We start from the raw sequence: 22932 nt of genomic DNA, 5'->3' as shown, positions 1-22932 counted from the left end.
CCTCGAGCAACCGTCACACATTTGCTTCATCGGACCAAGACGACCAGCAACTATCGTCACGGCAGGTTTGTGACTACAATCGTTCAGCACGCGCTTCCCATCCGCCCAGGAGGAAAAATCAACCCCGCTAAAGGACTGCCCCACGACATGACCCCATTCCACGACTCTTTCGGCAACATGCCGACGCGAGACTACGCATGCATCCTGCTGCCCACCGTCGACTATGAAGCTCAGCTGCAGGCCATGCGATCCCTGTTGGATCAGCACAAGAAAAATGAAGACCGACGCACCGCGGACATCCAGAGGATCGACCAGGCGATCCCGCATCTGAGTGAGGAACAAGGACGATGGGCGAGCGACGACCGCAGCGATAGGTTGCATGCGTCCGTGTATGCTGACGCCGCCCACAGCATGGCCGCCATCGGCATGCTGGCGCCGTTCATCGAGACGATTTTCAACGAAGCATTCAGTTCGGCTAGGTCTTTCTACGGCGCCAATACCGACTCGTTACCCGATCATCGGAGGTGGAAGGCCGATATCGACTTGGCGTGGAACTGCCGGCATTCTTGGAAGAAAAATGGTGCGCGCTTCGATAGTATGGACGCCGGCATTATGCAATTATCCAGCGCCATCGGCCTGAAAGAATTTTTGCCGACCAGCCTTCCAACCACCTTGAGTGCAGTCTTCGCGTACCGCAACAAGATGTTCCACTTGGGATTTGAATGGCCGGTGCACGAGCGAGAAAAATTCAATGAGAGAATCGCCGGCGAGAAATGGCAGACCACCTGGTTTCAGTGGGCCACACGCGATTCCAAACCGTGGATTTGCTACATTACCAACGAACTCATTGCCGAATGCCTGACCCAAATCGATGGGGTTTTGCATGCATTCGGCGCATTTGCTGTGCAAAAACTCCCAAGTCCCAATAATGTGGAAAAATGGGAACCACCGTTGGGGACGAGCTCGAACACTCGCTTGGCTAGATCAATCCCGAGAATATCGATATCCATGGTAGACCTCCACACGTAAATTGGATGAAACGTTAGTTTGATCCGATTCGGTGGTGTCGGGTCCATCTCAGTAAATCAACAAACTTAGGAACCCAAGCATGAGCACCTACGCAGAAATCAAAGCCCAGATCGCCGAATTAGAAAACAAGGCTAAAGAAGCTCACTCTTCTGAGATAGCATTAGCCAAAGCACAAATTACTGAAATCATGAAAACATACGGCTTAAGCGTGACTGATCTCGCGGGAAAGGTGGAAAGTTTTCAACGCTGATTGACTTCTTGTGGCACTATTAATTTTGACTGAAAAAGGAAGAGTATGAAGTTCTCGCAAGCTGAGCTTGGATTGATCGCAGCAGCGCAGCGAAAGACTGCTGGCACAATTATCAAGCGATGGGGCATATTGGCGCTAATGCTAATTGGCTTAGTTTTTTTTCTTTTTGGATTTATTGATTCCGGTACTTTCGTTCAAACATTCGTGGTAGCTATCCTCCTTGCTGTCGCCGTTCCTGAAATAGGCGGAGGCCCCAAATATCATGAACTGGTGAAGCTATTGGAAAAAGCAAGGGATGAGGCACAGGATGTTGACGTTGGTTGAATATCGGGGGCATGAAATAATACCGAAAAGAGAATTCCGTGACCGGTAATCCCCCCATTTTTAGAGCGCGCTAAAAGTAGAGGTTAAGCGGCCAAGGCAAGCTTTTGTTTCGGTGTGATGCCGCCAAGTGCCATGTTGGGCCGGTCGTGATTGTAAGTCCACAGCCAACGGGTTGCAAAATCCTGGATCTCGTCCAGTGTTTCAAACAGGTGATGAGCCAGCCAGTCATAGCGCACGGTGCGGTTGTAGCGTTCAACGTAAGCGTTCTGCTGCGGCTGCCCCGGCTGTATGAAGTCGATGCGGATGCCGCGCTTGGCGGCCCAGGCTGCGGTCACTGCACTGATGTACTCAGGGCCGTTATCGCACCGAATGACCAGTGCCTATGGCTTTGACCAGTTCGTCGACCGAACGCGTCGAAGTGCCTTGGATATATGCTTCCTGGATAACCGCCGTCAAAGCCTTCTCGGTGGTTCGACGGGGCTCCAGAAAGCCGGAGAAATAGCTGCTGCTACGCAGTTTGGGAATTTTCAGATCGACAGTGCCGGCGCGGGTTTCCCAGACGCGGTCGCGGTAGCCGTTGCGGCTGTTGACACGTTCGTCGCTGCGCTCGCCGTAGGCCGCCTTGCACAACACCTCGACATCCATCTCCATTAGCCTTTGCAAAGCAAATTGCAGCGTTTGTTTGACCAAATCGGCATCGACACCCTTGGCGGCAAGTTCCGTCAATGCCATAGTAGTGGGGCTGGTCATTGTGATCTCCTCTGAGTTAGATTGAGTTGGCAAACCCAAACCTACCCATGAATCACAATGGCCGCCTCAACAAGGCTCAAGCCTCGGCGCCGAACTCGGCACCAACTTCATACACCACGTCTGGGGACACAATCCACAAATGCCGCAGTGGCAGCTGATCGCCCTCGCCGAAGGTTGGACGCGCCCCCCCCTCACCTTCCACGAGTTTGGTATGAGCCAGAAGCGCTGGAGTTACCAGCAGCTCACTCAATCAGCAGAAACCGCCATTACCAATTACAACGAGATGGCTCGGAATGTCCGCATGGACGGTGATCCGGTCGGCGTCGCTTCGATGTTCCACCAGCGCGCGATAGGCGCACTTGAAACATGGCGTGATCTGACGATGGGCTGGCAGGAGAATGACGATGATGCCCGACTCACGGCATTGGCCATGCAATCGAGTTCCGTCAATATATAGTCACCTGCTCTTTCAAATATTTAATCACATTCATGTTTATCGACCCGACCAGTGACCGCACTATCGATATCACCGCCAGTATCACGCGCACCTACCTCCCTCACACGACTGCTAGGGAAAAGAAACTATTGCGAAAGCACCTGGCCTTCATTCTTCCAAAGGTAACTGAGCCGAACACCTTGATAGAACCAGTCCGGCAGGCGCTTGAGGTTCTTCGCCTGCATGAAGGAATAGGGTCCTGGATTCGCCGGCATACAAGCGTATTGCCAGTAACAATCGTCGCCGGCCTGATAATCACGGTTCTTGGCGCCTACATTGTTTATCGTGCCGCCTGGACCGGCGAGTACAAACCACCCGCCCGCCCTGCGGCGGTCACGATGCAGGTGGTCTCCGAACCTATTCAAACAACAGCGATGAAGAAACAGCCATCGTCGGTTACACCTTCGGCGTCCGTCCTATCCAGCAGCGCTAAGTTTCCGGCTATGCGGCAGAAATAGGCCAGCTCGTTTCCCGGAAAATCTATGGCCAGCGATATCCAACTTACCGGCCCTCTGCTTCGGGTATGTCCCCCTGTGTGTATTCTCATGAATCCGGACACTGGTTCTCATTTCAACCCGGATAGCGAATTGCATTCTACCCCTCTCACTACCAAGGCCTCGGTCCAATCATGAACGACAAGCGTTAGGTCTAAGCCATCGTGTCTACTGTATCAGGGATACGCTACCTTGGCTCGAGCCAAGAATCGTATTTTCGCACCGTGCATCCGATACTCTGGACTCTTTTTAATCTTCAGCATCGCCACGAATGCGATGCTCTCCGATATAGCATCGTGATCTGCGAGCGTTCAAAGTTCGGCAAGCAATCGTAGCCGTATAGTCCAGTCCTTTCTAGCCCCTTACTTCGAATGACCTCGTCTTATAAAATTCCTTATAACGAGCTTCCCCAGAAAATACATTCGTAATGAGCAGTGAAAGTGCCATATTTGTCGATCTTGGCTCGAGCCAAGATCGACAAGGACAAGGACAAGATTGTGATAGAACGCAAGCACGGGGGGCTGGGTCAAACTGCACCACATTCACTATATCTTTATACATCTACATTGGTGACTCCTCTTCCGTTTCCGCTAGCTGTAACCACCAACTCATTTTATTTTTTCCACATCCTAAGCCTGCGACTGGCGTATACATGAGATAAAGTGCGATTCCTATAACTGGAAAGTATTCACGCTTCCCTCCGTTTAGTGGCGTTCCTGATAGCGACGCGCAAAAAGCGCCAGCCGATTGGCAAGCTAAGAGGACGTATCCTGCGACCTTGATATTCTGCTTCGTCTTTATCCTGTGAAGGGGGAGCATCGTCACTCTTGGCTCGAGCCAACTTCAACACCAATACCTTGAGGAAAGGATAATCCGGAAAAATTCACGCCTTTGAGTATCGGTAGGAGGTCTATCATCAGGATCTTGATGCGAGTTGAGGCTGTTCACCAGGTCTCAACTGGAAAACAATCAAATCATCATCGACAGGGCAAGATGACAGCTACTTGGGCACATCATAGATGTCCTAAAGTCTTTAAACGATGTCCCCTCATACTTGCATCACACATAGCTAAATACTTGAATCCACGTATCTATGAAGCGGTAGGAACACGGTTCATATTGGCTCGAGCCAACTTTCATGACCGGAGAGTTTAAAAGCGTCCGGCGTGATATGGGCGACAGCTCCATTCTAATCATCACAGTTTTCTTGACTACGACATAAGCCAGCATGTTCTTTTAAAACCTAAGTCAATACGTACATTGGTATGCCTTGCCGTTTGCTCAATTCGCAAACGCGATTGGAGATTCGATCATATCTGCATGTGGTGTAGCGTAACCTTGGCTCGAGCCAAGGGAGGTTTGATAGCCCGAGGGCGGTCAACTCTGTAGCGATAAGGATTAGTGAATCACAGTAATGCTTAAGCTTGGTTTTTAACCATAAAATCATGCAGGTAATTTTATATATTTTCCAACATCAATGGACGAATTTGCGCGATAATATAGGTCACAAATTCAACACTATAGAAAGAGATACGCATGGTTATCACGATCGGTGCCGAAAAAGGCGGGGTTTCAAAGACACGACTGGCGACACATATCGCGGCGTTGGCGGCTTCGCAAGGCGTCGATGTTGTATTGCTGGATACCGACAAACAGGGTTCAGCGATGAGCTGGGCTCGCATTCGAAACGAGGAGGGCGTCACCCCATCGATTCCAGTGTTATCTCTTCCGGCGAAGCCTGCTACGGAGATCGCGAATCTCGCCGGCAAATACACACTGGTCGTGGTTGACATCGGCGCGCAAAACTACCGCACAATGTTGGAGTGCGCGGCACTTTCCGACTTGGTGCTGGTACCATGTGGTCCCGACCAGCAAGAAATGGAATCGACGCTGAATGTCTTCGAGGCGCTTCGGGCGCTTGATCCTCGTCATGAAAAAGGGCGTATTCCTGCCCACGTAGTGTTGACACGGGTTTCTACAAAGGAAAATGCGAAGGCGACTGCTGAGTTACGCGCATATTTAGCTTCCGAGGACATACCAGTTTGCAAGGGTTATATCGCGCAACGCGAAGCTTGGAGGGCAACCGGCAAAACAGGCAGGGCGCTTCATGAGCTTAAAGGTTCGGACCGTTCACTCAAAGCCATCGAGGAAATGCAATTCCTTTACGACGAGATCGTCGAACTCGCCAACAAGGAGTAAGCCATGGCCACATTCAAAAAGAAACCTATCTCCGCCCAGGCAGTTGCTCTTGCAGAAGAAGGCGCCGCAAGCGCTCCGATCGTTGGTGATCCGCGCATGGCGCCGTTACCTGTATCCACCCCGCCTGCGGCAGACCCAGTTATTCCAACTCTTGGCTCGAGCCAAGATCGCATCACGGCCACACCTGGCCAAATAGTTCACGCTCCGTTATCACGGATCAAGTCAAACCCGTTCAATCCCAGGGCTGTTTACACAAGCGCAGCCGTCGACGAGTTAGCGATATCGATGCAAACTCACGGACAGCGGGTAGCGGCACTGGGTTACCTGGATGACGATGGATACGTGGTTCTGATTGAAGGTGAAACGCGCTTTCGCGGAGCTCGAGCTGCCGGGATTGAATCACTTCGCATAGAGTTGCGACCAAAACCAGAGAGCGACCGCGAACTCTATGAAATGGCTCGCGCGGCGAACGTTGAGCGTCGAGATCAGACTCCACTTGACGACGCAATTCGTTGGAAAGAACTCCTGGCGCGCAAGGTCTATCCTACCCAAAGCGCACTTGCGAAAGCGCTCACTCTTGGAGAAGACCATGTCAGCCGGATACTCTCTTTGGCTCAACTTCCGCAAAAAGTAATCATGTCATGCTCAGAGTCCCCGGAATTGCTAACCGTCAAGATGCTTAATGCGATTCGCGAATTTTGGGAACAGCAAGGTGACGAGCCAACCATCGACTTGATCCGGGAAGCAGCGAAAGAGGGACTCGGATATCGCGACGTCGCCTCCCGTCGAAAGGCTGCGGCGAAGGGGCCGGTCAAGCGACCTCGCTCCACCCGCGAAGCTTTCGTTTTCCATGGAGCTAAAGGTGAATTCAAATCATTCGAGGACGGTGGCCGTATCGAACTGGCCATCAAAGGGCTCACTCCCGAGCGTGCCGAGGAGATCACTGCAAAAATCATGGCGCTATTCGCAAAAGAGTGAAGATCGGAAAGAGCAGGCTGCCCTGGTCACCGAGTTATAGAAGAAAGTCGACCTCTTCGAGTAGAGGAGGCTCATCTTCACCGGAATATTAGGCTTGACGTCCAAAAGGGAGCTTGCACGGGGACAGTCCCTGTTCAAGCTCCCTTTTTTCGGAAGTGGTTAATGGGGCGCTGAACGCTCTAAGTATTTCATAGTTCTACAGTGGGCGACAACGGTTATGCTTCCCAGCCGGTTGAGGCTCTCCAATAACTTGGGTCCCCGTTGGATCTCACCTTTAGCGTGCAATTTTCTATCAGACGACTGTCAAGGAGCCTCGACAAAATTTGAAGGCGAGAAGCGGGAAATGCCAAAATTGATATCTAAGGGGAGCTTATCCGGGGAGCTCCACTTGTAAGGGTTCCTTTCTGTTGGTTCTAGGGAACCGCTGATTTAATCGATTTTTCGGTCCATTGCGCGTTGTAAGTCCTTGATTTATCAAGGAGTAGATTTTCAGAAAACGAATAAATCAGCGCTTCCCTAGGAGTATAAGGGAGACTCTACAAGGAGTGATAGGAGACAAAATTATTACCGTTGTGCAGCATCACCGGTAAATCGGTGTCTTGGTAGTGAGTACTTACTATTCTACTGTGAAGCATGGCACCGTCTTTTTTGTATCCATTGTTGTGGCCGTTTGGATAAACAGGAGAAATGAACATTCATTCACTATCCTCATTGAGCAATGCACTAACTGAAAAGATCATGGAAGTAGACTTTAAAGTGTGATTGGGAGCTTTAGCAGGGACCAAGCTAGCCGTAGCAGGCTAAGAGGAATGACGGCAGTGAAATTTAAAGTCTGATGAAGTTAAAGCCCTTAAAGGGAGCTTCCACAGGGGGTGGTAGAGGGTTCCCCGCTCGTGAAATAGCTGAATACAGCGTTTGCAGGCCTGTGGCGTAGCTTTGCCACGTAACTTGGTATGTTTTGTCGAAATTAGTAATTTGACGTGGCCAAGCCTCGCCAGGTGGCCCGAAGGGGAGATTCAACAGGGAGTGTTTGTGGGAAGGTCAAAAGCATTTGTTTTTGTGTACCGGTCGATTGCAAGGAGTTGTTGTTTTGTTCATCGAAGATGAAAGTCATTAGATGAGGCTGCGTTAGCTTAGTTAGCAAAATGCAGGACCATGCTTAGGCTGAGTAGTTTGCGCGGTAAGAAGGGGCCTTAAAAGGCCTGGAATATGCCACTGAACGTCACCGAGCCATAGTCTTTCTCTGCAAAACTCTTTATTGTTTGCATTTAGATATCATTGTTTGGGCCTGAAATTTAACTTTTATTGGATAGTGCTGGATCGATGCATCTTGTTTGAGGCTCAAGTGAGGCGTTTTTTGTAGAAGGGGAGTTGGGGAGCTTTTTTTGAACCAAATGTCAGGGTTGTGTTGGCATTTGCTCTTGAGAGGTTTTTTGAATAATAACCCTTTGAAAACCTTAAATACTAATTAAGCAGAGCAAGACCCGCAGCCAGCCTAGCTTGGAGGCCGATTCGGTGAGCTTCTCCGAGGACCAAGGGGAGTTTCCACAGGAACCGAAGTGAGTTTGTACAGGGACCGTGGCGATTTAAGGTGAGCTTCCACAGGTGTCAAGGGGAGTGGATACGGTGACCTAGACGCTCTTGGGGGAGTGGCTACGGGGACCATGTTTATTCAAGCTGTGGATAACTTGCGGAAAGTTTCGAAGTCATTTCTGTGACAGGGTTTGAGGTCAAGAATATCTGATTTGTGGCTGGACCTTGGTGATTTTCCGGATGTTTTGGATTTTTGTCTTGGAGATGTGAATGATTTGGTGTTGCCTGGTTAGGTTCGATCACCAAGGGAGCTTTGACAGGGACCGTCATGGTTTGTTATTGGGAGCTTTCACAGGGAGCTACTTTTAGTGCTGTCGCTGCGTTTCCCTTGGATTGACATTGTCGATGGATGAGGGCCTGCTGAAGGTGAGCTTCAACGGGGACCTTGGGTGATAATAAGAACATTAGGGGAGCTTTTTCGGGGACTACCGTTAGGTGATGCTAAGTGGTGCGTAAACGTCACCGTTTAAGGTGAACTTTGCGTATTCCTCTTACATTCCTCTTCAAAGGTGAAGCGATTCGCGTTATAGTTCGCACCTAAGGCAATGGTGAGAGGGGGTGATTTCCCTTATCGCGCGACATGGAGAGGACGGATGGCGACAAGGAAACCAAAGGCGGCGGAAGGCGGAGAGCTTGCCGCAGCGCCTCCCATGGAGTTCCGTAAGACCAACGAGGCTATCGGCCTTCGTGTTCGCGAGGGCAAGCTGTCACTGCTTACTCGCAAGGTTTTCAACGTGATGATGTATCACGCTCAAGAGCTCAAAGATCCAGGCGTCAATGCTCCGATCGATACGCCGGCCGCAAAAAAATATTTTTGGATGCGGTTGTCAGACTTGGCGCGTGACGCCCACTATGACAGCAAGGACACTGAGTTTCTCAAGGCGCAGCTCGAAGAGCTTCAAAATATCAAACTTCTCATGGAGAACGAGCGGCAATGGACAAGCGAACGTCTGGTCGCGTCCGTTACGTTGGTCAATCCGATGGGTCTCAAAAAGCATTCGGGCCAGGTGTGGTTCGGCTTCGCTTTCCCCCCGGAGGTTCACGAGCTGGTGATGGCCCCGGGCACATATACCAGGTTCAGCATTTTCTACCAAGGCTTGCTTCGTTCGGGTTCCTCGTTGGCGCTTTATGAAATTTGCCGCCGCTATGCAACTAATCCGTCGAAACTCACCTTGGTCGAGGCCTACGAGCATTGGTATGGAGTCTTGTCCGGCAATCCCGTGACACTGGAAAATCCTCCGCCGCTCTACAAATATTTTAAACGGGATGTGATCCGTCCGGCGATTGCCGAGATCAATGCGCTCACCGATATCCAAGTCGAGCTTATCGAGCATAGGGTCGGGCGGCGCGTCGAACGTATCCAATTTCGCGTCGAACACACCAAACAGCCGCAGCTGGATTTCGCGGCGCCGCCGGTGATCGACCTGGAGTTGATGGGCAAAATTATGAAGTTCGGCTTGTCGCAGTCCGAGGCGGCCGATGTGATGGCGCAACATGGTGATGACAAGGTCCGCAACGCCGTGTCGTTCGTCCAGGCCCGCATTGATCACAAGAACAGCTCCAAGCTAGATTCTCCGGCTGCCTATTTCCGATGGAGCCTAAAGCAGGGCGCCGCCGCTGCCAAGGACTTGCAGCTGCAACAGAGCTCCGCAAAGGGCGCGCCGCCGAAGAAGGGTGAGGGCCCGACGGTCATGGAGAAGTTCCTCGCCGCACGAGCGCAGGAGGCCCTTGCCGTCTACAAGGAACTTGATGATGACGATCGCAAATCGATCTTCGAGCGATTTCGTGAGCAGAACACGAATACAGCCGTCAAGCTTGATCGGGGCATCGACAACGCCACCGCCCGTTCGCTGTTCTCGAATTGGTATGCGCAGGAGTTGTGGGGACAGCCGACGGTGGAATCGCTGGCTCACTTCATCGAGCAGTTCAGTCTCGGCCCGCGTTGACCCTTCTCAAGGTCCCCGTGGAGGCTCCCTTTGTAGCGCGGCGCATGGTCCCTGTAGTGACTCACCTTCGGAGGACCTTATCAGTCCCCGGAAAAGCTCCCTTTAATCGCAGGTGCGCCACAGCGTCAAAGATCAGCTAGGCATGAGCGCAAGCGTCGCTCCGCGGACGAGTGCGTCGCGCAACGCGGCTGCATGGTGCTTGCGGTGGTGCTCCATCATGGAGCCAGGATCCGGGGTGCGCAGGGTCAGAAGATTGCCTTCGAGCTTGGCCATGATGAGCGGGGCGCTGGCGATTATGTGGAGAGCGCCCTCGTAGCAGGGCGCTGGCGCGGGGCGGGTCTCTCTGTTGAGGACCTGTTCGGCCGCATTGGCCGCATGGTAGGTTACCGGCGACAGCGTCATTGCTCTCATGTGCGTTATCGCCTTGCGCAGCGCATCCTCCAACTCGGTCACCCGTTCGGCGCCTGCCGTGTATTGTTCAAACTCCGTGCAATTCATTCCTCGCCTCCAATTTCTACGCTTTCTTCAATGGCGGACTTCGCCCGCGCCATCCGCACCACCCATGCAGAGTGCGCGTCGACGAAGCGCTTCGCGAACTCCAATCTTGAAAATCCCATGTATTCGCGTAAGTCCGCGAGGTTGAAGCCATCTTCGATCAGGCTCGCACCGTAGGAATTCCTGAGCGTTTGCGGGCTTACCCGCTCACCGCCGGCCAACTGACCTAGTCCCCGTAGAAGCTCCTTTGCGCCGACGAACGTCCGCGCGTAATCGACCGTTCCCGCGCCTCCGCGGCCTGGAAACATCGGGCCAGCACCGTCTACGCCGGCGTTGAGCCATGATTGTATCGCGGGCCAAGCCTGCGGCGCCACCAGGGCCCGATGTGTTGCCATTGTCTCAATGGCGGGGGCCACCACGAACCGCTGCGGTCCATCTTCGAAACAATTAACGGAGGAGTGATTGGCTTGTCCAGGCTTGAACCCCGCTCCCAGCATAAGCGCGCAGAGCGCTTTGGCTCGGGCCTGCATCCAACCATCCTCGTTGTGGAAGTTAGAGGGTTCGGCCAGAGCCGCAAAAACCCGTTCGCGCTCCTGCCTGGTCAAAAACGGCATCGGTTTGTCCGCCGCCTTCTGGGTCTGGAGAGCGGGGGCGGGGGCGGGCGTCCAATGGATGGCGCCTTCCTTGGCCATGGCAAGGAAGGCGCGTTCGAGCAGTAGTTGGTAGCGCCGGCGACCCTGCTCCCGGCGGCAAGCGGAGGCGTGGTCCAGGAAGTCGGCGACGTCGTCGGCGCGGGCCAGTATGGCGGTGCGGCCGCGTCGGCTCTCCAGGTGCCGAATGAACGTGGACCACATCGCCGCATAGACCTTGATCGTCCCGTCGCTGAAACCGCACCCGTCATCGTTCTCCGCGCTGGCAAGCCATTTCTTGAATGAGGCCCGCGGGTCGGCTTGCCAGGGGTGGCCTGTTTTGTAGACTGGGGTTGGCGCGCGTGAGCGCGTTGTTCTTATGGTGTTCAATACACCTCCGTTAATTGTGTCGGGATTGTATCATTTAACTCTCAGTCATGATCTTGTCTTGGTGGTGCCATTGATGGCTGTGATCGCCATACGGCCTTGATCGCTGCACCAGCTTCCGGCGGCGATCAAGGCCGTAATCGAATTGATATGCTGATGGCGCGTCGAGTTGCTGAATTGGCGATCTTCCGAGGTAAGTCCTGTCGATGCATCGACGCTCGGCGCACGACCCCAGGCATTCGAAACAAACTCCTCTTCGGGAATTGAGAGTTCATGACAGCCAGGCAGAAAATGTGCGTCACCTCAGACGACTGCACAGTCGATTGCTACCAGCTATATCACCGGATTTACTTGCTTTCATTTATCTGCGCAGATAAACTGCCTTGTATACATAAAGTAATGCCAGATCTATTTATCCATCTGTGCAGATAAACAACATGCAAATTTATGAAACACAGCTCGGCGAAGCGGTCTCGCAAGCCATCGAGGCGACCGGTCTGATGCAGGTTACCGCCCGAGAGTTTGACGTGCCTCACTATGGCGGGCATCTCGATTGTCTGTTGCAGTTGCGTACACCGGCAGGGGGCAGGCGACTGGCCATCGAAATGAAACGCGAAGCCTATCCGCGTGATATCCGCGATGCCGTGTGGCAGCTTGAAAGCTTTCGCAAGAATCATCCTGCGGCGACCGATCTGATTCTGATGGTCGCCGCACTTCATCTAAGCGATGGTGCCAAGGAGACTTTGCGCCATCATGGTATCGCTTATTTTGACGCCGGCGGCACGTTGTTTCTCAAACACCAGGATTGGTTTATCGATATCCAGCGGCCGTCCAAGCCGGCTGCTCGCCGCAGCACGGTGCCACTGTTCACTGCCGCGCGGGAGCAGGTGGTGCACGCGCTACTGCATGCCCACGACAAGTACCTGAGCGGCCTTGAGCTGGCTGAGCTGTCCAACACCTCGACCTATACGGTTTCCACTGTGCTCAACGAACTGGAGCGGCTGGAGTGGCTCGCCAGCGAAGGCAGCGGCCGCACGCTGCGCCGCAAAGTCTCCCGCCCGGCGGAGCTGCTCGACGCCTGGGCCGACGCGTGGCGCCAGCGCCGCGACAGCCGGTCACGCTGGTTCTTCTACAACCAGAATCCCAGCACCGCGCTGGCCCATGTCGCGGAACGTCTCGATCACTCGTCAAAAGTCGATGGGATCTTCACAGGCGCTGCGGCGGCCAACCTGGTCGATCCGCACCTGACCCGCACTGACATCGTCGACCTCATCATCCCGCCTGGACAAGCTGATACCTATGTCGATGTGCTGGGCTTGAAACCGGTCGATAAGGGCGCAAATCTCAACCTGATCGAACGCAGTGGCGCCAGCTTATTATTCACCAAGCCCGCTCCCGTCCCAGGCGCGGTATTCGCCAGCCCTTTCATCCTGTACCTGGATCTCCTGGACGGCAAGGGCCGGAACAAGGAGCTGGCAACTCAGCTCCGTCAACATCATCTGAAAATCTGACATGGCCACACCTGAAAAACCAAAGACCTCGGAAGGCTACGATACCGCACAAACTCTGGCATGCGAGCGGGTGCTGGTCACGTTGCTCGGCGCCTTCGGTACCCTCAAGGACACGATCCGGCTGGTCGGCGGACTGGTGCCGCGCTACCTCACACCGGCGTCGCCGCCAGACGTGCCGGCCCACGCCGGAACGACAGACGTTGATATCGTGTTCAACTTGCAGGTCATCGCCGAAGGCGAGGGTTATGCTTCACTGGCCGACCAGCTCAAAGCCCGGGGCTTTGTGCGTTACCATCGCCCTGGCGCCAAGTCGCCGAGCAGCTGGCAATGGGAATGCAAACTCTCAGGACACGAAAGCGTCATCGTGGATTTCCTGCACGACGCCGCCGAAAGCGCGCAAGAAGGCAAGCTGCTGCCGATCGAGGGAGAAAAGGTATCGGCGCTGGGTATTCGGCATGCAGGTGTGGTGCACGAATGGTTCCGCGAACAGCGGGTCACGGCGGAGCTGCTCGATGGCGCGGGCAGCTCGACTGAAGTGGTACGCCATGCTGACCTGACGGCCTTCATCATCCTGAAGGCGATCTCGTTCGACCAGCGCGGCGAGAACAAGGACGCCGGCGACCTCGTGCATGTGATGCGGTACGCGGGCACGCCGACGCAGATCGCCGAAGAGATCATGGTTCGCTACGAGTCCAGCCGGCATACTGCGGCGATTCTCGATGCCCTCGATCGGCTCGAGACACGGTTCTGTGACGGCGACGGCGTCGAAGGGCATTTGCGCAATGGTCCGGTAGCCGCCGCCCGGTTCCAGCTGGGGCTCGACCCGGACGACGACGAGGAGCGCATTCTTGCGCAACGCAGCGTCACCGGTCTGGTAAGCGACATTGTCACGCGCGTGCGCGCGGGAATTGCCGCCGGAACCGGAGCGGGTTAGGCAACCAACCCAGCCGCTATCTCGCGGGCTTTCATGCAACGCCTAACGTTCGGCCACATCGGCGCTGTGATCGACGTACGCCAGGACTCGAATCCTGGCGTACGCATGAAAGGAAACGGTTGGATTTCATGTTGCTCGTTCGTTGCAATCATGGCCTCAGCTTATTTACCCGTCTTTTTCTCAGGAGCAGGTTGGAATGGTGCATCCGCATCGATCATTCTCTGATGACGTGCGGCCATCGCGGCATAGACCTTGGCCGTTTCAGCATTCGCACAGTTAATACCTTCCGTGGTCTCCTTCCAAGCATGCTGTTTGCTTGGAGTCATAACACTAAATTCATTATTTTGGAATGCCACGCATTTCGCGTTGACTTGTAATGCTTCTGTTAGATGCTTGGAATAGTACGAAACAGAATTTGCGGGTTTCTCCATGACAGTTTCGCCGCAGCCGGTAGCAAGGAAAGCCAAAGACAGCAGAGTCAGCAGAGGTTGAAGTTTCATTTTTGTCAGCATTTTAGTTGAATCTATGGCATTTAAACCATTGGATTACCAATATATTGTGAAGACTAAATGATAGCGCAAGACGAACATCTCTCCCAGTATATTGGGAGAAATTTTTGGATCCAGCTATCGCTTTTGGAAAAGTTCTGCGCTTTCTAAGAAAGCAAGCTGGGCTATCGCAAGAGCAATTAGCATTGACGGCCGGGGTTGAGCGGAACTTTGTCAGCTTGATTGAGCGCGGCATTAATCAACCAACAATTCGAGTCATCTTCAAACTGGCAACTCCGCTGGGAGTTGCGCCATCAGAGCTAGTCCGCTTGGTGGAATTGCAACTTTCTAGCGAGGGCGAATAGCAGTCAAAGATCTCTAGCTTCATTGATATGCCAGCGAATTTGTATTGCGAAAGTCGTTCTCAGACTCGTCTATAGCCCGAAAAAGTGAGCTCCACGCCCTATGCTGAGGTTCCATCCGCTACTGGGTTTCCACGGACGTTAGATCCCCGGCGGAGCATCATGGACTTGCCGATTTGGCATATGAAAAATGATGGGCGACTCGGCCTGCGAGTCGCGCGGTCGTATCACAGGCTACCTAGATGTGAGAATCGCCTTGGCTGCCCTATAGAATGCCGTAAATATTGACCAGAACATGATCCAACCATCGCGAAGACCATTATTGAAAGGGCTTCCATTGTCAGCCTTAGCAGACCCGAATGAAATAATTTTTTTAGCGGTTTTATAAACACCGACGAAAGGGGACCAAAAAAGAGTCCAGCCTTCTCTCAAACCCTCGCCAAAAGCTTGTTTAATGTCATTCATTCGCTTATTTCTCCTGTAAATGAGATTTACCGCTCACCATTAATTTTTATAATTTTATATTTGAGATCACAGTGAATTTTGGAAAGCCTAAATTTCATGCTGGCAGCATAAATCAGTATGAGAAATTATCCATTTTACTGAGTTAAAGTAGGCATACTTAAAGGTTAATCAGCGTATATCGCTTTGCCCGGAGGGGGGGGTAACGCCCCTGGAGCCTAAGGCTGGGTGGGGAGCGTTTTAGTAACTGGAATATCCGCACCAGCTTTGTCTTTCAACGCCAATTTCAGGGCAATGATAAGCACTGCGTCAGCGTGTAGCTTTTCTGCTTCCGAAGGCGGAAAGCCCAGGTCCGCGAAAATATTGCCCCCCGCAGGTGTAATATGCTCGCTGCCAGTGGATGTAACATATTCGGCGCCAGTGATCTTGGTCATTTATGCTCCTTTTAATAAAATCTACTCTAGCCAACATCGGCTGGAATCATTGTACTATTGCGGGGTGAACAACGCGACGTCCGTCTGCACCACAGGCCAGTATTCGATCAAAAAGTAAAGCATAAATATCTTTACTTGAGGCCAGCTCAACAAGGCCCGCAAATACAATAGTACCGTTCGAGAATGATGATGCAACTCCACTTCGCTGGTGGGCTGAGCACAAAAATGGAAGATGCTGGGCAACAGGACGTGAGAACAAGAATCTAGAGCATCAGGGAGGAAGAAATGACAAGAAAATTCATTGTCATCACAACCATTTTTCTCACAATACTATCTTTTCTTCCAAGTCATGCCATATGGGCCGAGCCGCAATATTCCGAACTGAAATTCATGGTTCCCGATGGCCCGCCATTTGGCTATCGCAAGGATGACAAGATCACCGGCATTGCCTACGACATTATGATCGAGGCACTCAGCCTTAGTGGATATACGGCCAGTGTTCAAATCACGCCGCTCTCGCGTGCGATTCAATCACTCAAAGCGGGTGTCATCGGTGGTGTTTTCCCGCTTTATAAAACAGCAGAGCGCGAGGAGTTCATGTCCTTCGCGGGCGAAGCATTGTTTACCCAGACCATCTCGCTTTTCTCCAGAACCGGCTCCGCGCTCAATTCTGAAGGAGATTTACAAAAATATTCGGGCGTGAGCATTGGTGTGGTCAATCAGATGAGCTATGGGGAGAAATTCGACGGAGCAATGAAAGCCAACATATTCAAACGAATTAATTTGGCCAACAGCAGCGAAGCCAACTTAAAAAATTGCTGGCAAATCGAGTCGATTTAATTCCCAGTAGTCGTTATATGATCCTTTTTCTTGCAAAGCAGCTTAACGCTCTGGATAAAATAGAAGAGTTGGTGCCAGCGGTGGAAAGTGTTCCTACTTATGTTGCGTTTAGCAAGAAAAAAGAATTTTCCGACGTGATCGCCAAATACAATAGAACGCTATCCGCGATGAAATTGGATGGAACTTATCAAAAAATCATCTATAAATATACCGCAGCGACACGCAAATAGGCTACCTGCGGCCGGATGTTCGGCGCTCACGCGATAATCCCCATTATAGAACGTGTTAAAAGTAGACATTCCCCCCTCGACGCATCACAAAACTTAGAACTCGCACCACTCCGAATCATGAACTTTGGTCTGAAATTTCCGCTGGATTGCAGGGGGCGCCGTGCTACCCGATCTGTGCGATATCGTGAGCGCCAAAGTCTGCGATCGATTGGAGGCAGCAAATGCATTTTGCTTCAATTCTCCGGCAACTCTGGCTATCGATGCTGGATTCAATACGAATTTCCCGACAACGTCAACAAGCTCAATCGCTTGGCCCTGTAGAGATTCGGCAGCCGCCGCCGATTCCTCAACCAACGCTGCATTTTTCTGGGTGACGCTATCCATCTGAATAATCGCTTGGTTGATCTGTTCAATACCCAGGCTCTGTTCCTGGCTTGCCGCAGTGATTTCGGTAATGATACTGCCAACCTGGCGAACACTATTAACGACCTGATTCATGGTCTCCCCGGTTTGATTTACCAGGGCAGATCCAGAATCGACCTTGGAAACCGAATCACTGATCAACGTTTTAATTTCCTTGGCCGCAGCGGCGCTTCGATGGGCCAGGCTGCGCACTTCGGTGGCCACCACTGCAAAACCTCGGCCTTGTTCGCCCGCACGCGCCGCTTCGACCGCAGCATTCAGAGCGAGGATATTCGTCTGGAAAGCAATACCATCGATGACGCCTATAATCTCGACGATTTTTTTCGACGATGCGCTAATTGCACTCATCGTTTCGACGACATTGGCGAACGCCACGCCACCTCGAATGGCAACCTCAGATGCGGTCGTCGCCAAACTGCTCGCCTGACGAGCGTTATCAGCATTTTGCCTTACGGAGCTGGTCAACTGTTCCATCGACGACGCAGTCTCCTCCAACGAACTGGCTTGTTGCTCAGTGCGCGACGACAGATCCAAATTGCCTGCCGCGATTTCCTTGGATGCCGTCGTCATGGTATCCGTGCCAGCGCGCACCTGGCTGACGATTCTTTGCAAGCTCTCATTCATTGTCTTCAAGGTCGCCAGTAATATACTGGTTTCATCCTTGCCGGTAACCTCAATTTGACTCGTTAAGTCGCCGTCAGCGACCGTCTGAGCGATCGTTACGGCATGCTGAATGGGCAGCACAATACTGCGAGTTATGATCCACGCAACCACCATTCCGATGAACACAGCAACACAGCTCAACCCAATCATCGTATTCCGTGCGAACAAATATGCCTCGTCCGCTGCGGCACTTGCCTCTTCGTTTTGTTTTTTCTCACTGGAGACCAAGGCATCGAGGCCATTTTGCCATTTAATTTGGACATCACGCAGATCACCGATGAGTATCTTCGTTGCCTCGGCATCCTTATTCTCCAGTCCCAATTGAAGAACCTTTTCAATGAGTGGGGTAGCTGCGACATTTTGCCCTTGGATATCTGTCAGTATCCTGGTTTCGTCATCCTGAATGCCGTAAACAGCAAAATTTTCGCGGATTTTCTTTTCGGCAGTTTCATAAAGTTGTGCCTGCTTTCGAACTCGATCAACCTGCGTTTGCATTTGCGTGGGATCTTCGAAGAGGACGAGATTACGCAGTGCGATCATCCTATCGGCGACGCTTAAGCGCATTTGGAATGCTAAACTGGACTCAACGTCATTCCCTTTTGTAATGTCCACCATAGACCGCTGCATAGCACTCATCCGACTTACACCTAATGCTGCAACGATAACCAGCATCATCAGCACGACGCTAAAAGAGGCGATCAAGCGGGGGCCGATTTTAAAATTTTCAATTTTCATTTGATTAATTTTTATTGGTTGTAGAAAAATTAAAGCGTATGAGCTAATCGTGACTTGCGTGAGGCCTAAGCAGAATTTTGGGCTTACGTACCAAGGACCAACAGCGGCGGGATTTCGGCCTAAGAGAGGCATCGGCAACGTTTGCGACATTGCCATTACTTTTATACTGTGAGCAGATATGCAGCTGCAATAGCTTACTTGTGAAGCATCTGCATGTTCTTGAGTAACTTAAGATTTCTTGTGAGCGCAATTCAATGATAGCGTGACCTGATGAAATTTCATCTCGGGAAATCCTGATTTTCTTGTAGGAAGCGGTGATGCTTCTCGACTGGGGGAGGACGATAACCCCTTCTCAAAACCAAACGATGGCATCGCGCCAGCCTGAAGCTTGAGACCGCATTCGTTCCTTCCGCAATAGTGACAAAGAGCGCATTTTTACAAATAGGAATCGGGTACATTGAAGACGTACTGCTTGTCACCCCATACGTGATCATCTGCTAGGAAACTCAATGGCCAATGCAACTTTAGATATTTTGGATCAGAACGGCAATGTGTTTCCCACGGATGGTTCTACCATCGTTTTCCGCCAAACGCCATATGACAAATCAAACAGTGTCCAGCTCGAAGCTAAGCACGCATTCCACCACAGCAAGCGCAAATAAGCATAGCTTCGACCATGCATGGCCTCGCACCAGCGACGCCGCCATGACGGCATCGCTAGTGCCGTTTTTGAGCCAGTTGTACGCTCAGAAATAGCGCACCCAAGCCATGGTCGACTTTCGCTTGAAGCGCGCGAAAGCCATCACCGGAGCATGGAGCGATGCCAGCAATAATACCGACACCAGCCAAATCGTCCAGAGACTTTGAAACTCATAACGGTTGCCATCGTTGGTTCCCAAGCCCCACGCAAGCAGCTTTTGCAGTATGAGCAACAAGTACAAATGCAGCACGTAGTAAAACAGCGGCGCGCTACCGAAATTTGCCGCGCCTCGCAACAGCCGGTTGTTCCAGGTTTCCAGCCTGGACAGCAACACCAAGCCACTGCCTAAGGTGAGCAGCAAAAAATCCAGCGACGGAGGATATTTCTTTACGTTCAGAAAAGACATCACTGTCCGCATTGCCGTCTCGCCCGCCGTCCATGGCAATGTCTCGCCATAGAAATTACTTACGCGCAGCATCAGGAAAAGCAACACCGCGATAATCCCGCTGTACATCAAGAACCTCTGCCGGCGCGCCGGATCAATGCACGACGCATACCATGGGCCGGTCGCGTACCCCAGCACGATAACGCCTATCCATGGCAGCAATGGATAGCTGACCTTGATCATCAACGGCCCTTGCGCCAGCAGGAAACCACGATCATGCAGGATGGTCCAGGGGATGTAGGCGGGGCTTCCCGGTTCGAATGCGATGGGCGTCAGCAGGTTGTGGCCAAACACGATACACAGCGCGCCCCCGATCAGCGGCGGACTGGGCAAACGATGCAGCAGGGTCAGCGCGATCATCGCCAGGCCAATGACCCAGATCACTTGCAGGTAGATCACGGGAGGGGGGATTTTGCCGGTCCACGCCACGCCGATCACGCTGATCTCCAGCGCTACCAGCATCAAGCCGCGCTTGACGAGAAAGCCCGTCACCGGACGCGGGCCGGACGCCGGGTGCGCATACAGCCATGCCGACAAGCCGGTCAGGAAGACGAACATCGGCGCACAGAAATGCGCCGCCAGGCGGCTGAAGAACAGACCCGGATCAATCTGGGCGACATCCATCGGATCGCTGACTTGCCAGCGCAGAAAGAACGTCTCCCGTACGTGATCGACGGTCATCATCATCATCACCAGCCCGCGCATGATGTCTATCGATGCCAACCGCGGACCTCGCATGGACGGGATGGCGCCACCGCCCATGCCGGGGTTCAAAATGTGTACCGCGCTGTCAACCTGGCTCGGCGATCTTCGCCAGGCGCGACCCACGTCTGCTGGTATGCGCTCTGGTAGTAGGCTTTGTCAAACAGATTGTCTACCTCCAGCGACAGGCGCAGCCTGCTATTCGGCGCATAGGACGACAACAGCTTGGTCGTGGTGTAGGCCGGGAGTTTGAAGGTACTGCTGATCGCCACGTCGCCATTGCGCTCACCGACATAATTGAAGCCACCTCCGACCGACGCACTCGCACCGCCAAGCTTGATCTCATGTGTCAGCAACAGATTCGCACTCTGCTTTGGCACATTAGCCAGTCTTCCGCCCACCGCCAGTACATTGTCACGCAAGACTTTGGCGTCCGTGTACGCATAGGAGAACGACATCTGCAACGTGCGCGCCAACTCGCCCGCGACGTCGAGCTCGACACCCATGCTGCCGACCTCGCCCGCTGCCAGCGAGAAGTTGGTGTCGAGCGGGTTGAGCGTCAGGACATTTTTTTTCTTGATGGAATACAGCGCCAGCGTGCTGCTTAACTTTCCGTTGCCGCTATCGAATTTAATACCAGCCTCGTAGGCGCGGCTGCTTTCGGCCGGAAACGATTCGTTGTCGATGCCGATGCCGCTGTTCGGGCGGAACGCTTTCCCCGCAGAGACATACAGCGATGCCTGGCGGTTGGGCTGGTACACCAGGCCGACGCGCGGACTGCTGGCGTCGAGCGATTGCCGATTGGCCAGCCCATTCTTGTTGTGATTGATGATGGTCTGGCGGTAACTGTCGCGCCGCAGGCCGAACAAGGCCTTCCATTCGCTGCCGAGCTCAATCTGGTCCTGCAAATAGACCGCCGTCGACCATTGCTGTTCCCTGGTGTCGAGCGATGGCCCCAGAACCGTCGGCTGCATGCCACCGTAGGCTGGATGGTAGATATCGATGGCATAGGGCGCGCTGGCGCTCGGGTTCTTGCGCAACTGAAGACGGTCGTCGACAAAACGATAGCCGTCGGCCCCCACCAGCAGATGATGTTGGACAGCGCCCGTCACCACCTTGCCCAGCAACTCGGCACGCCCCGACCAGTCTTGCGCGGAAAAATCACGGAAGCGACGCTGGCGCCACAAGGTGCGACCATCGCCCTGTAGCGCCGATGCCTCGGTCGAGTAGCCGAGCAATAAACTGCTGCGGTACGACAGGCCGCCTTGCAGCGACCAGTCGGCATTGAAATCGTGTTGGACGAATATTTGGTTCCCGTTCGAATGGATAGTCATGGGGCCGTCAGCCGGCTCGCCGAGAAAGCGCGAGTTCGGTATCCGGCCCAGCACGCCTTGGACAGCAACGACACCCCGATCAAGATAAGCCTGCTGCTCGATCTGTTCGAGCTCATACGATACCGTGGTGTTGTCTGAGACGCGCCAGATCAGCGACGGCGATATCAGGCGGCGCTTCGATGACAGCGTGTCGCGAAAGCTGTCTCCTTGCTCATAGGCCGCGTTCACACGATAAGCGACGGTTTCGCCCAGAGGGCCGGTCAGATCCGCCGCGCTCCTGTAAATGTCGTGGCTGCCAACCGACTGTTCGATGGTGTACGAGGGGCTGAACCCGGGCTTCTTGGTCATGATATTAATGATACCGCCGGCTTCCCCTCGACCATACAGCGCAGCGGCAGGTCCTTTCAAGATCTCGATACTGCTCACATTGGCAAGATCGCGTAGTCCGTTGTAGCCCCGGCTGGAGCTGAAGCCGTTGACCAGAAAATCGGAACCGTAATTCGGATCGCCGGTGAATCCGCGCACCGCGTAACTATCCCAGACGCCACCGAAATTATTCTGCCGCGAAATGCCGCTGCCCAAGTCGAGCGCGTCGGCAAAGCGATCAACGCCGGCATCGCGCAACAAGTCGGCAGTCAGCACGCGTGCGCTCTGCGGCAGGTCCTTTAACGCCGTTTCAGTCTTGGTTGCGGCCGTGGCCGACAAGCTGCGATATGGCTGGCGTACGCCGACGACTTCGACTGCATCCATGGCTTGGGGGGCGGCGGCAAGATCAAGCGGATCGGCGGCCGCGTAGACAGGCAGGGCGACCGTCAGACAGAAAGCAAGGCGTGATGAGGGGACTGCAAAAAACATAAACACTCCAAAGATTGAATTCTTAATACAACTGAGTTGCATCATAATTTCAAACGCAACTGATTTGAAATTAAAAATTTTGCTGGTCTATGCGTCAACTTATCATGAGGCGGGTTCATAAAACGCACCCTAAGTTCGTTGTGGGAGTCATTGCTTCGGCCTTGGCTGACGTAGAGTTGCAGGGCCGGATTTCCGCGGTCTTTCAAAGGAAACCGATCAGCACGAATTACCCGTTCAACATACG

The 22932-nt window shown here is 53.1% G+C and carries 22 protein-coding genes and 2 pseudogenes; 14 read left to right on the top strand and 10 right to left on the bottom strand.

The window, feature by feature from the left end:
• The first annotated feature begins 69 nt into the window (after nucleotides 1–69).
• The 3 genes from D0T21_RS28365 (at nucleotide 70) to D0T21_RS28355 (ending at nucleotide 1603) form a co-directional block, all read left to right on the top strand.
• Nucleotides 70–1029: a hypothetical protein gene (locus D0T21_RS28365; RefSeq protein WP_147328197.1), complete on the top strand. Its 960-nt coding sequence runs from the start codon at nucleotides 70–72 to the stop codon at nucleotides 1027–1029.
• 79 nt (nucleotides 1030–1108) lie between these two features.
• Nucleotides 1109–1279: an H-NS family nucleoid-associated regulatory protein gene (locus tag D0T21_RS28360; RefSeq protein ID WP_116993137.1), complete on the top strand. Its 171-nt coding sequence runs from the start codon at nucleotides 1109–1111 to the stop codon at nucleotides 1277–1279.
• A 45-nt stretch (nucleotides 1280–1324) separates the two neighbouring features.
• Nucleotides 1325–1603 (top strand): hypothetical protein, encoded by a 279-nt coding sequence (locus D0T21_RS28355; protein ID WP_116993136.1) that lies wholly within the window; start codon nucleotides 1325–1327, stop codon nucleotides 1601–1603.
• Between the two features lie 83 nt (nucleotides 1604–1686).
• On the opposite strand, the pseudogene D0T21_RS28350 reads toward D0T21_RS28355, so the two are convergent.
• Nucleotides 1687–1974 (bottom strand): annotated as a pseudogene (locus D0T21_RS28350) (transposase); the annotation flags it as partial.
• Between the two features lies 1 nt (nucleotide 1975).
• Nucleotides 1976–2353 (bottom strand): annotated as a pseudogene (locus D0T21_RS28345) (transposase); the annotation flags it as partial.
• Between the two features lie 211 nt (nucleotides 2354–2564).
• Between D0T21_RS28345 and D0T21_RS28340 the strand changes: the two are divergent.
• From D0T21_RS28340 to D0T21_RS28320, 5 genes are all read left to right on the top strand, one after another.
• A complete protein-coding gene (locus D0T21_RS28340) occupies nucleotides 2565–2810 on the top strand; it encodes a hypothetical protein (protein WP_147328196.1) in 246 nt (81 codons plus the stop codon).
• Nucleotides 2811–2842: 32 nt separating this feature from the next.
• Nucleotides 2843–3307, top strand: coding sequence for a hypothetical protein (locus D0T21_RS28335; RefSeq protein ID WP_116993134.1), 465 nt, complete (start codon nucleotides 2843–2845; stop codon nucleotides 3305–3307).
• 1572 nt (nucleotides 3308–4879) lie between these two features.
• Complete coding sequence (locus tag D0T21_RS28330) at nucleotides 4880–5542, top strand: AAA family ATPase (protein ID WP_116993133.1); 663 nt, start codon at nucleotides 4880–4882, stop codon at nucleotides 5540–5542.
• Nucleotides 5543–5545: 3 nt separating this feature from the next.
• On the top strand, nucleotides 5546–6520 hold the full coding sequence (locus D0T21_RS28325; protein ID WP_116993132.1) for a ParB/RepB/Spo0J family partition protein: 975 nt from the start codon (nucleotides 5546–5548) through the stop codon (nucleotides 6518–6520).
• Between the two features lie 2186 nt (nucleotides 6521–8706).
• Nucleotides 8707–10059, top strand: coding sequence for a replication initiation protein (locus tag D0T21_RS28320; RefSeq protein WP_158568072.1), 1353 nt, complete (start codon nucleotides 8707–8709; stop codon nucleotides 10057–10059).
• A gap of 132 nt (nucleotides 10060–10191) precedes the next feature.
• On the opposite strand, the gene D0T21_RS28315 is transcribed toward D0T21_RS28320, so the two are convergent.
• Together D0T21_RS28315 and D0T21_RS28310 are read right to left on the bottom strand one after the other, a co-directional pair.
• A complete protein-coding gene (locus tag D0T21_RS28315; RefSeq protein ID WP_116993130.1) occupies nucleotides 10192–10557 on the bottom strand; it encodes a hypothetical protein in 366 nt (121 codons plus the stop codon).
• A complete protein-coding gene (locus tag D0T21_RS28310) occupies nucleotides 10554–11573 on the bottom strand; it encodes a tyrosine-type recombinase/integrase (protein ID WP_116994573.1) in 1020 nt (339 codons plus the stop codon). Before D0T21_RS28310 ends, D0T21_RS28315 begins: the two co-directional genes overlap by 4 nt.
• 434 nt (nucleotides 11574–12007) lie before the next feature.
• Here D0T21_RS28310 and D0T21_RS28305 point away from each other — a divergent pair, with 434 nt between their 5' ends.
• Both D0T21_RS28305 and D0T21_RS28300 read left to right on the top strand, forming a co-directional pair.
• Complete coding sequence (locus tag D0T21_RS28305) at nucleotides 12008–13081, top strand: type IV toxin-antitoxin system AbiEi family antitoxin (RefSeq protein WP_116993128.1); 1074 nt, start codon at nucleotides 12008–12010, stop codon at nucleotides 13079–13081.
• A 1-nt stretch (nucleotide 13082) separates the two neighbouring features.
• The gene (locus tag D0T21_RS28300) at nucleotides 13083–14015 is read left to right on the top strand and encodes a hypothetical protein (RefSeq protein WP_116993127.1); all 933 of its coding nucleotides are present in this window, start codon (nucleotides 13083–13085) and stop codon (nucleotides 14013–14015) included.
• 161 nt (nucleotides 14016–14176) lie between these two features.
• Here the strand turns inward: D0T21_RS28300 and D0T21_RS31900 are convergent, their stop codons facing one another.
• The gene (locus D0T21_RS31900; RefSeq protein ID WP_147328195.1) at nucleotides 14177–14515 is read right to left on the bottom strand and encodes a hypothetical protein; all 339 of its coding nucleotides are present in this window, start codon (nucleotides 14513–14515) and stop codon (nucleotides 14177–14179) included.
• Between the two features lie 116 nt (nucleotides 14516–14631).
• On the opposite strand from D0T21_RS31900, the gene D0T21_RS28295 reads away from it, so the two are divergent.
• Nucleotides 14632–14868 carry a helix-turn-helix domain-containing protein gene (locus D0T21_RS28295; protein WP_116993126.1) on the top strand — a complete coding sequence of 79 codons (237 nt, stop codon included), beginning with the start codon at nucleotides 14632–14634 and terminating at the stop codon, nucleotides 14866–14868.
• A gap of 231 nt (nucleotides 14869–15099) precedes the next feature.
• Here the strand turns inward: D0T21_RS28295 and D0T21_RS31895 are convergent, their stop codons facing one another.
• Nucleotides 15100–15330, bottom strand: a complete 231-nt coding sequence (locus D0T21_RS31895) for a hypothetical protein (protein ID WP_147328194.1) — start codon at nucleotides 15328–15330, stop codon at nucleotides 15100–15102.
• A 215-nt stretch (nucleotides 15331–15545) separates the two neighbouring features.
• A complete protein-coding gene (locus D0T21_RS28290; RefSeq protein ID WP_116993125.1) occupies nucleotides 15546–15761 on the bottom strand; it encodes a hypothetical protein in 216 nt (71 codons plus the stop codon).
• 285 nt (nucleotides 15762–16046) lie between these two features.
• On the opposite strand from D0T21_RS28290, the gene D0T21_RS32805 reads away from it, so the two are divergent.
• Nucleotides 16047–16601, top strand: coding sequence for an ABC transporter substrate-binding protein (locus D0T21_RS32805; protein ID WP_116993124.1), 555 nt, complete (start codon nucleotides 16047–16049; stop codon nucleotides 16599–16601).
• A 17-nt stretch (nucleotides 16602–16618) separates the two neighbouring features.
• Nucleotides 16619–16831 (top strand): hypothetical protein, encoded by a 213-nt coding sequence (locus D0T21_RS32800; RefSeq protein ID WP_373886691.1) that lies wholly within the window; start codon nucleotides 16619–16621, stop codon nucleotides 16829–16831.
• A gap of 93 nt (nucleotides 16832–16924) precedes the next feature.
• Here the strand turns inward: D0T21_RS32800 and D0T21_RS32795 are convergent, their stop codons facing one another.
• On the bottom strand, nucleotides 16925–18808 hold the full coding sequence (locus D0T21_RS32795; RefSeq protein WP_301546349.1) for a methyl-accepting chemotaxis protein: 1884 nt from the start codon (nucleotides 18806–18808) through the stop codon (nucleotides 16925–16927).
• 353 nt (nucleotides 18809–19161) lie between these two features.
• Between D0T21_RS32795 and D0T21_RS32125 the strand changes: the two genes are divergently transcribed.
• A complete protein-coding gene (locus tag D0T21_RS32125) occupies nucleotides 19162–19314 on the top strand; it encodes a hypothetical protein (protein ID WP_158568071.1) in 153 nt (50 codons plus the stop codon).
• A gap of 84 nt (nucleotides 19315–19398) precedes the next feature.
• Here D0T21_RS32125 and D0T21_RS28270 read toward each other — a convergent pair whose 3' ends face one another.
• Together D0T21_RS28270 and D0T21_RS28265 are read right to left on the bottom strand one after the other, a co-directional pair.
• Complete coding sequence (locus D0T21_RS28270; RefSeq protein ID WP_116993121.1) at nucleotides 19399–20559, bottom strand: DUF1624 domain-containing protein; 1161 nt, start codon at nucleotides 20557–20559, stop codon at nucleotides 19399–19401.
• A gap of 8 nt (nucleotides 20560–20567) precedes the next feature.
• Nucleotides 20568–22688 carry a TonB-dependent siderophore receptor gene (locus D0T21_RS28265; protein ID WP_116993120.1) on the bottom strand — a complete coding sequence of 707 codons (2121 nt, stop codon included), beginning with the start codon at nucleotides 22686–22688 and terminating at the stop codon, nucleotides 20568–20570.
• Nucleotides 22689–22932: the final 244 nt, after the last annotated feature.

This window comes from Duganella sp. BJB476, from assembly GCF_003416895.1.
In the GTDB taxonomy this organism is placed as follows: domain Bacteria; phylum Pseudomonadota; class Gammaproteobacteria; order Burkholderiales; family Burkholderiaceae_D; genus Rugamonas.
Note: the sequence above shows the minus strand (reverse complement) of the source record. Positions and strands in the feature narration are given on the sequence as shown.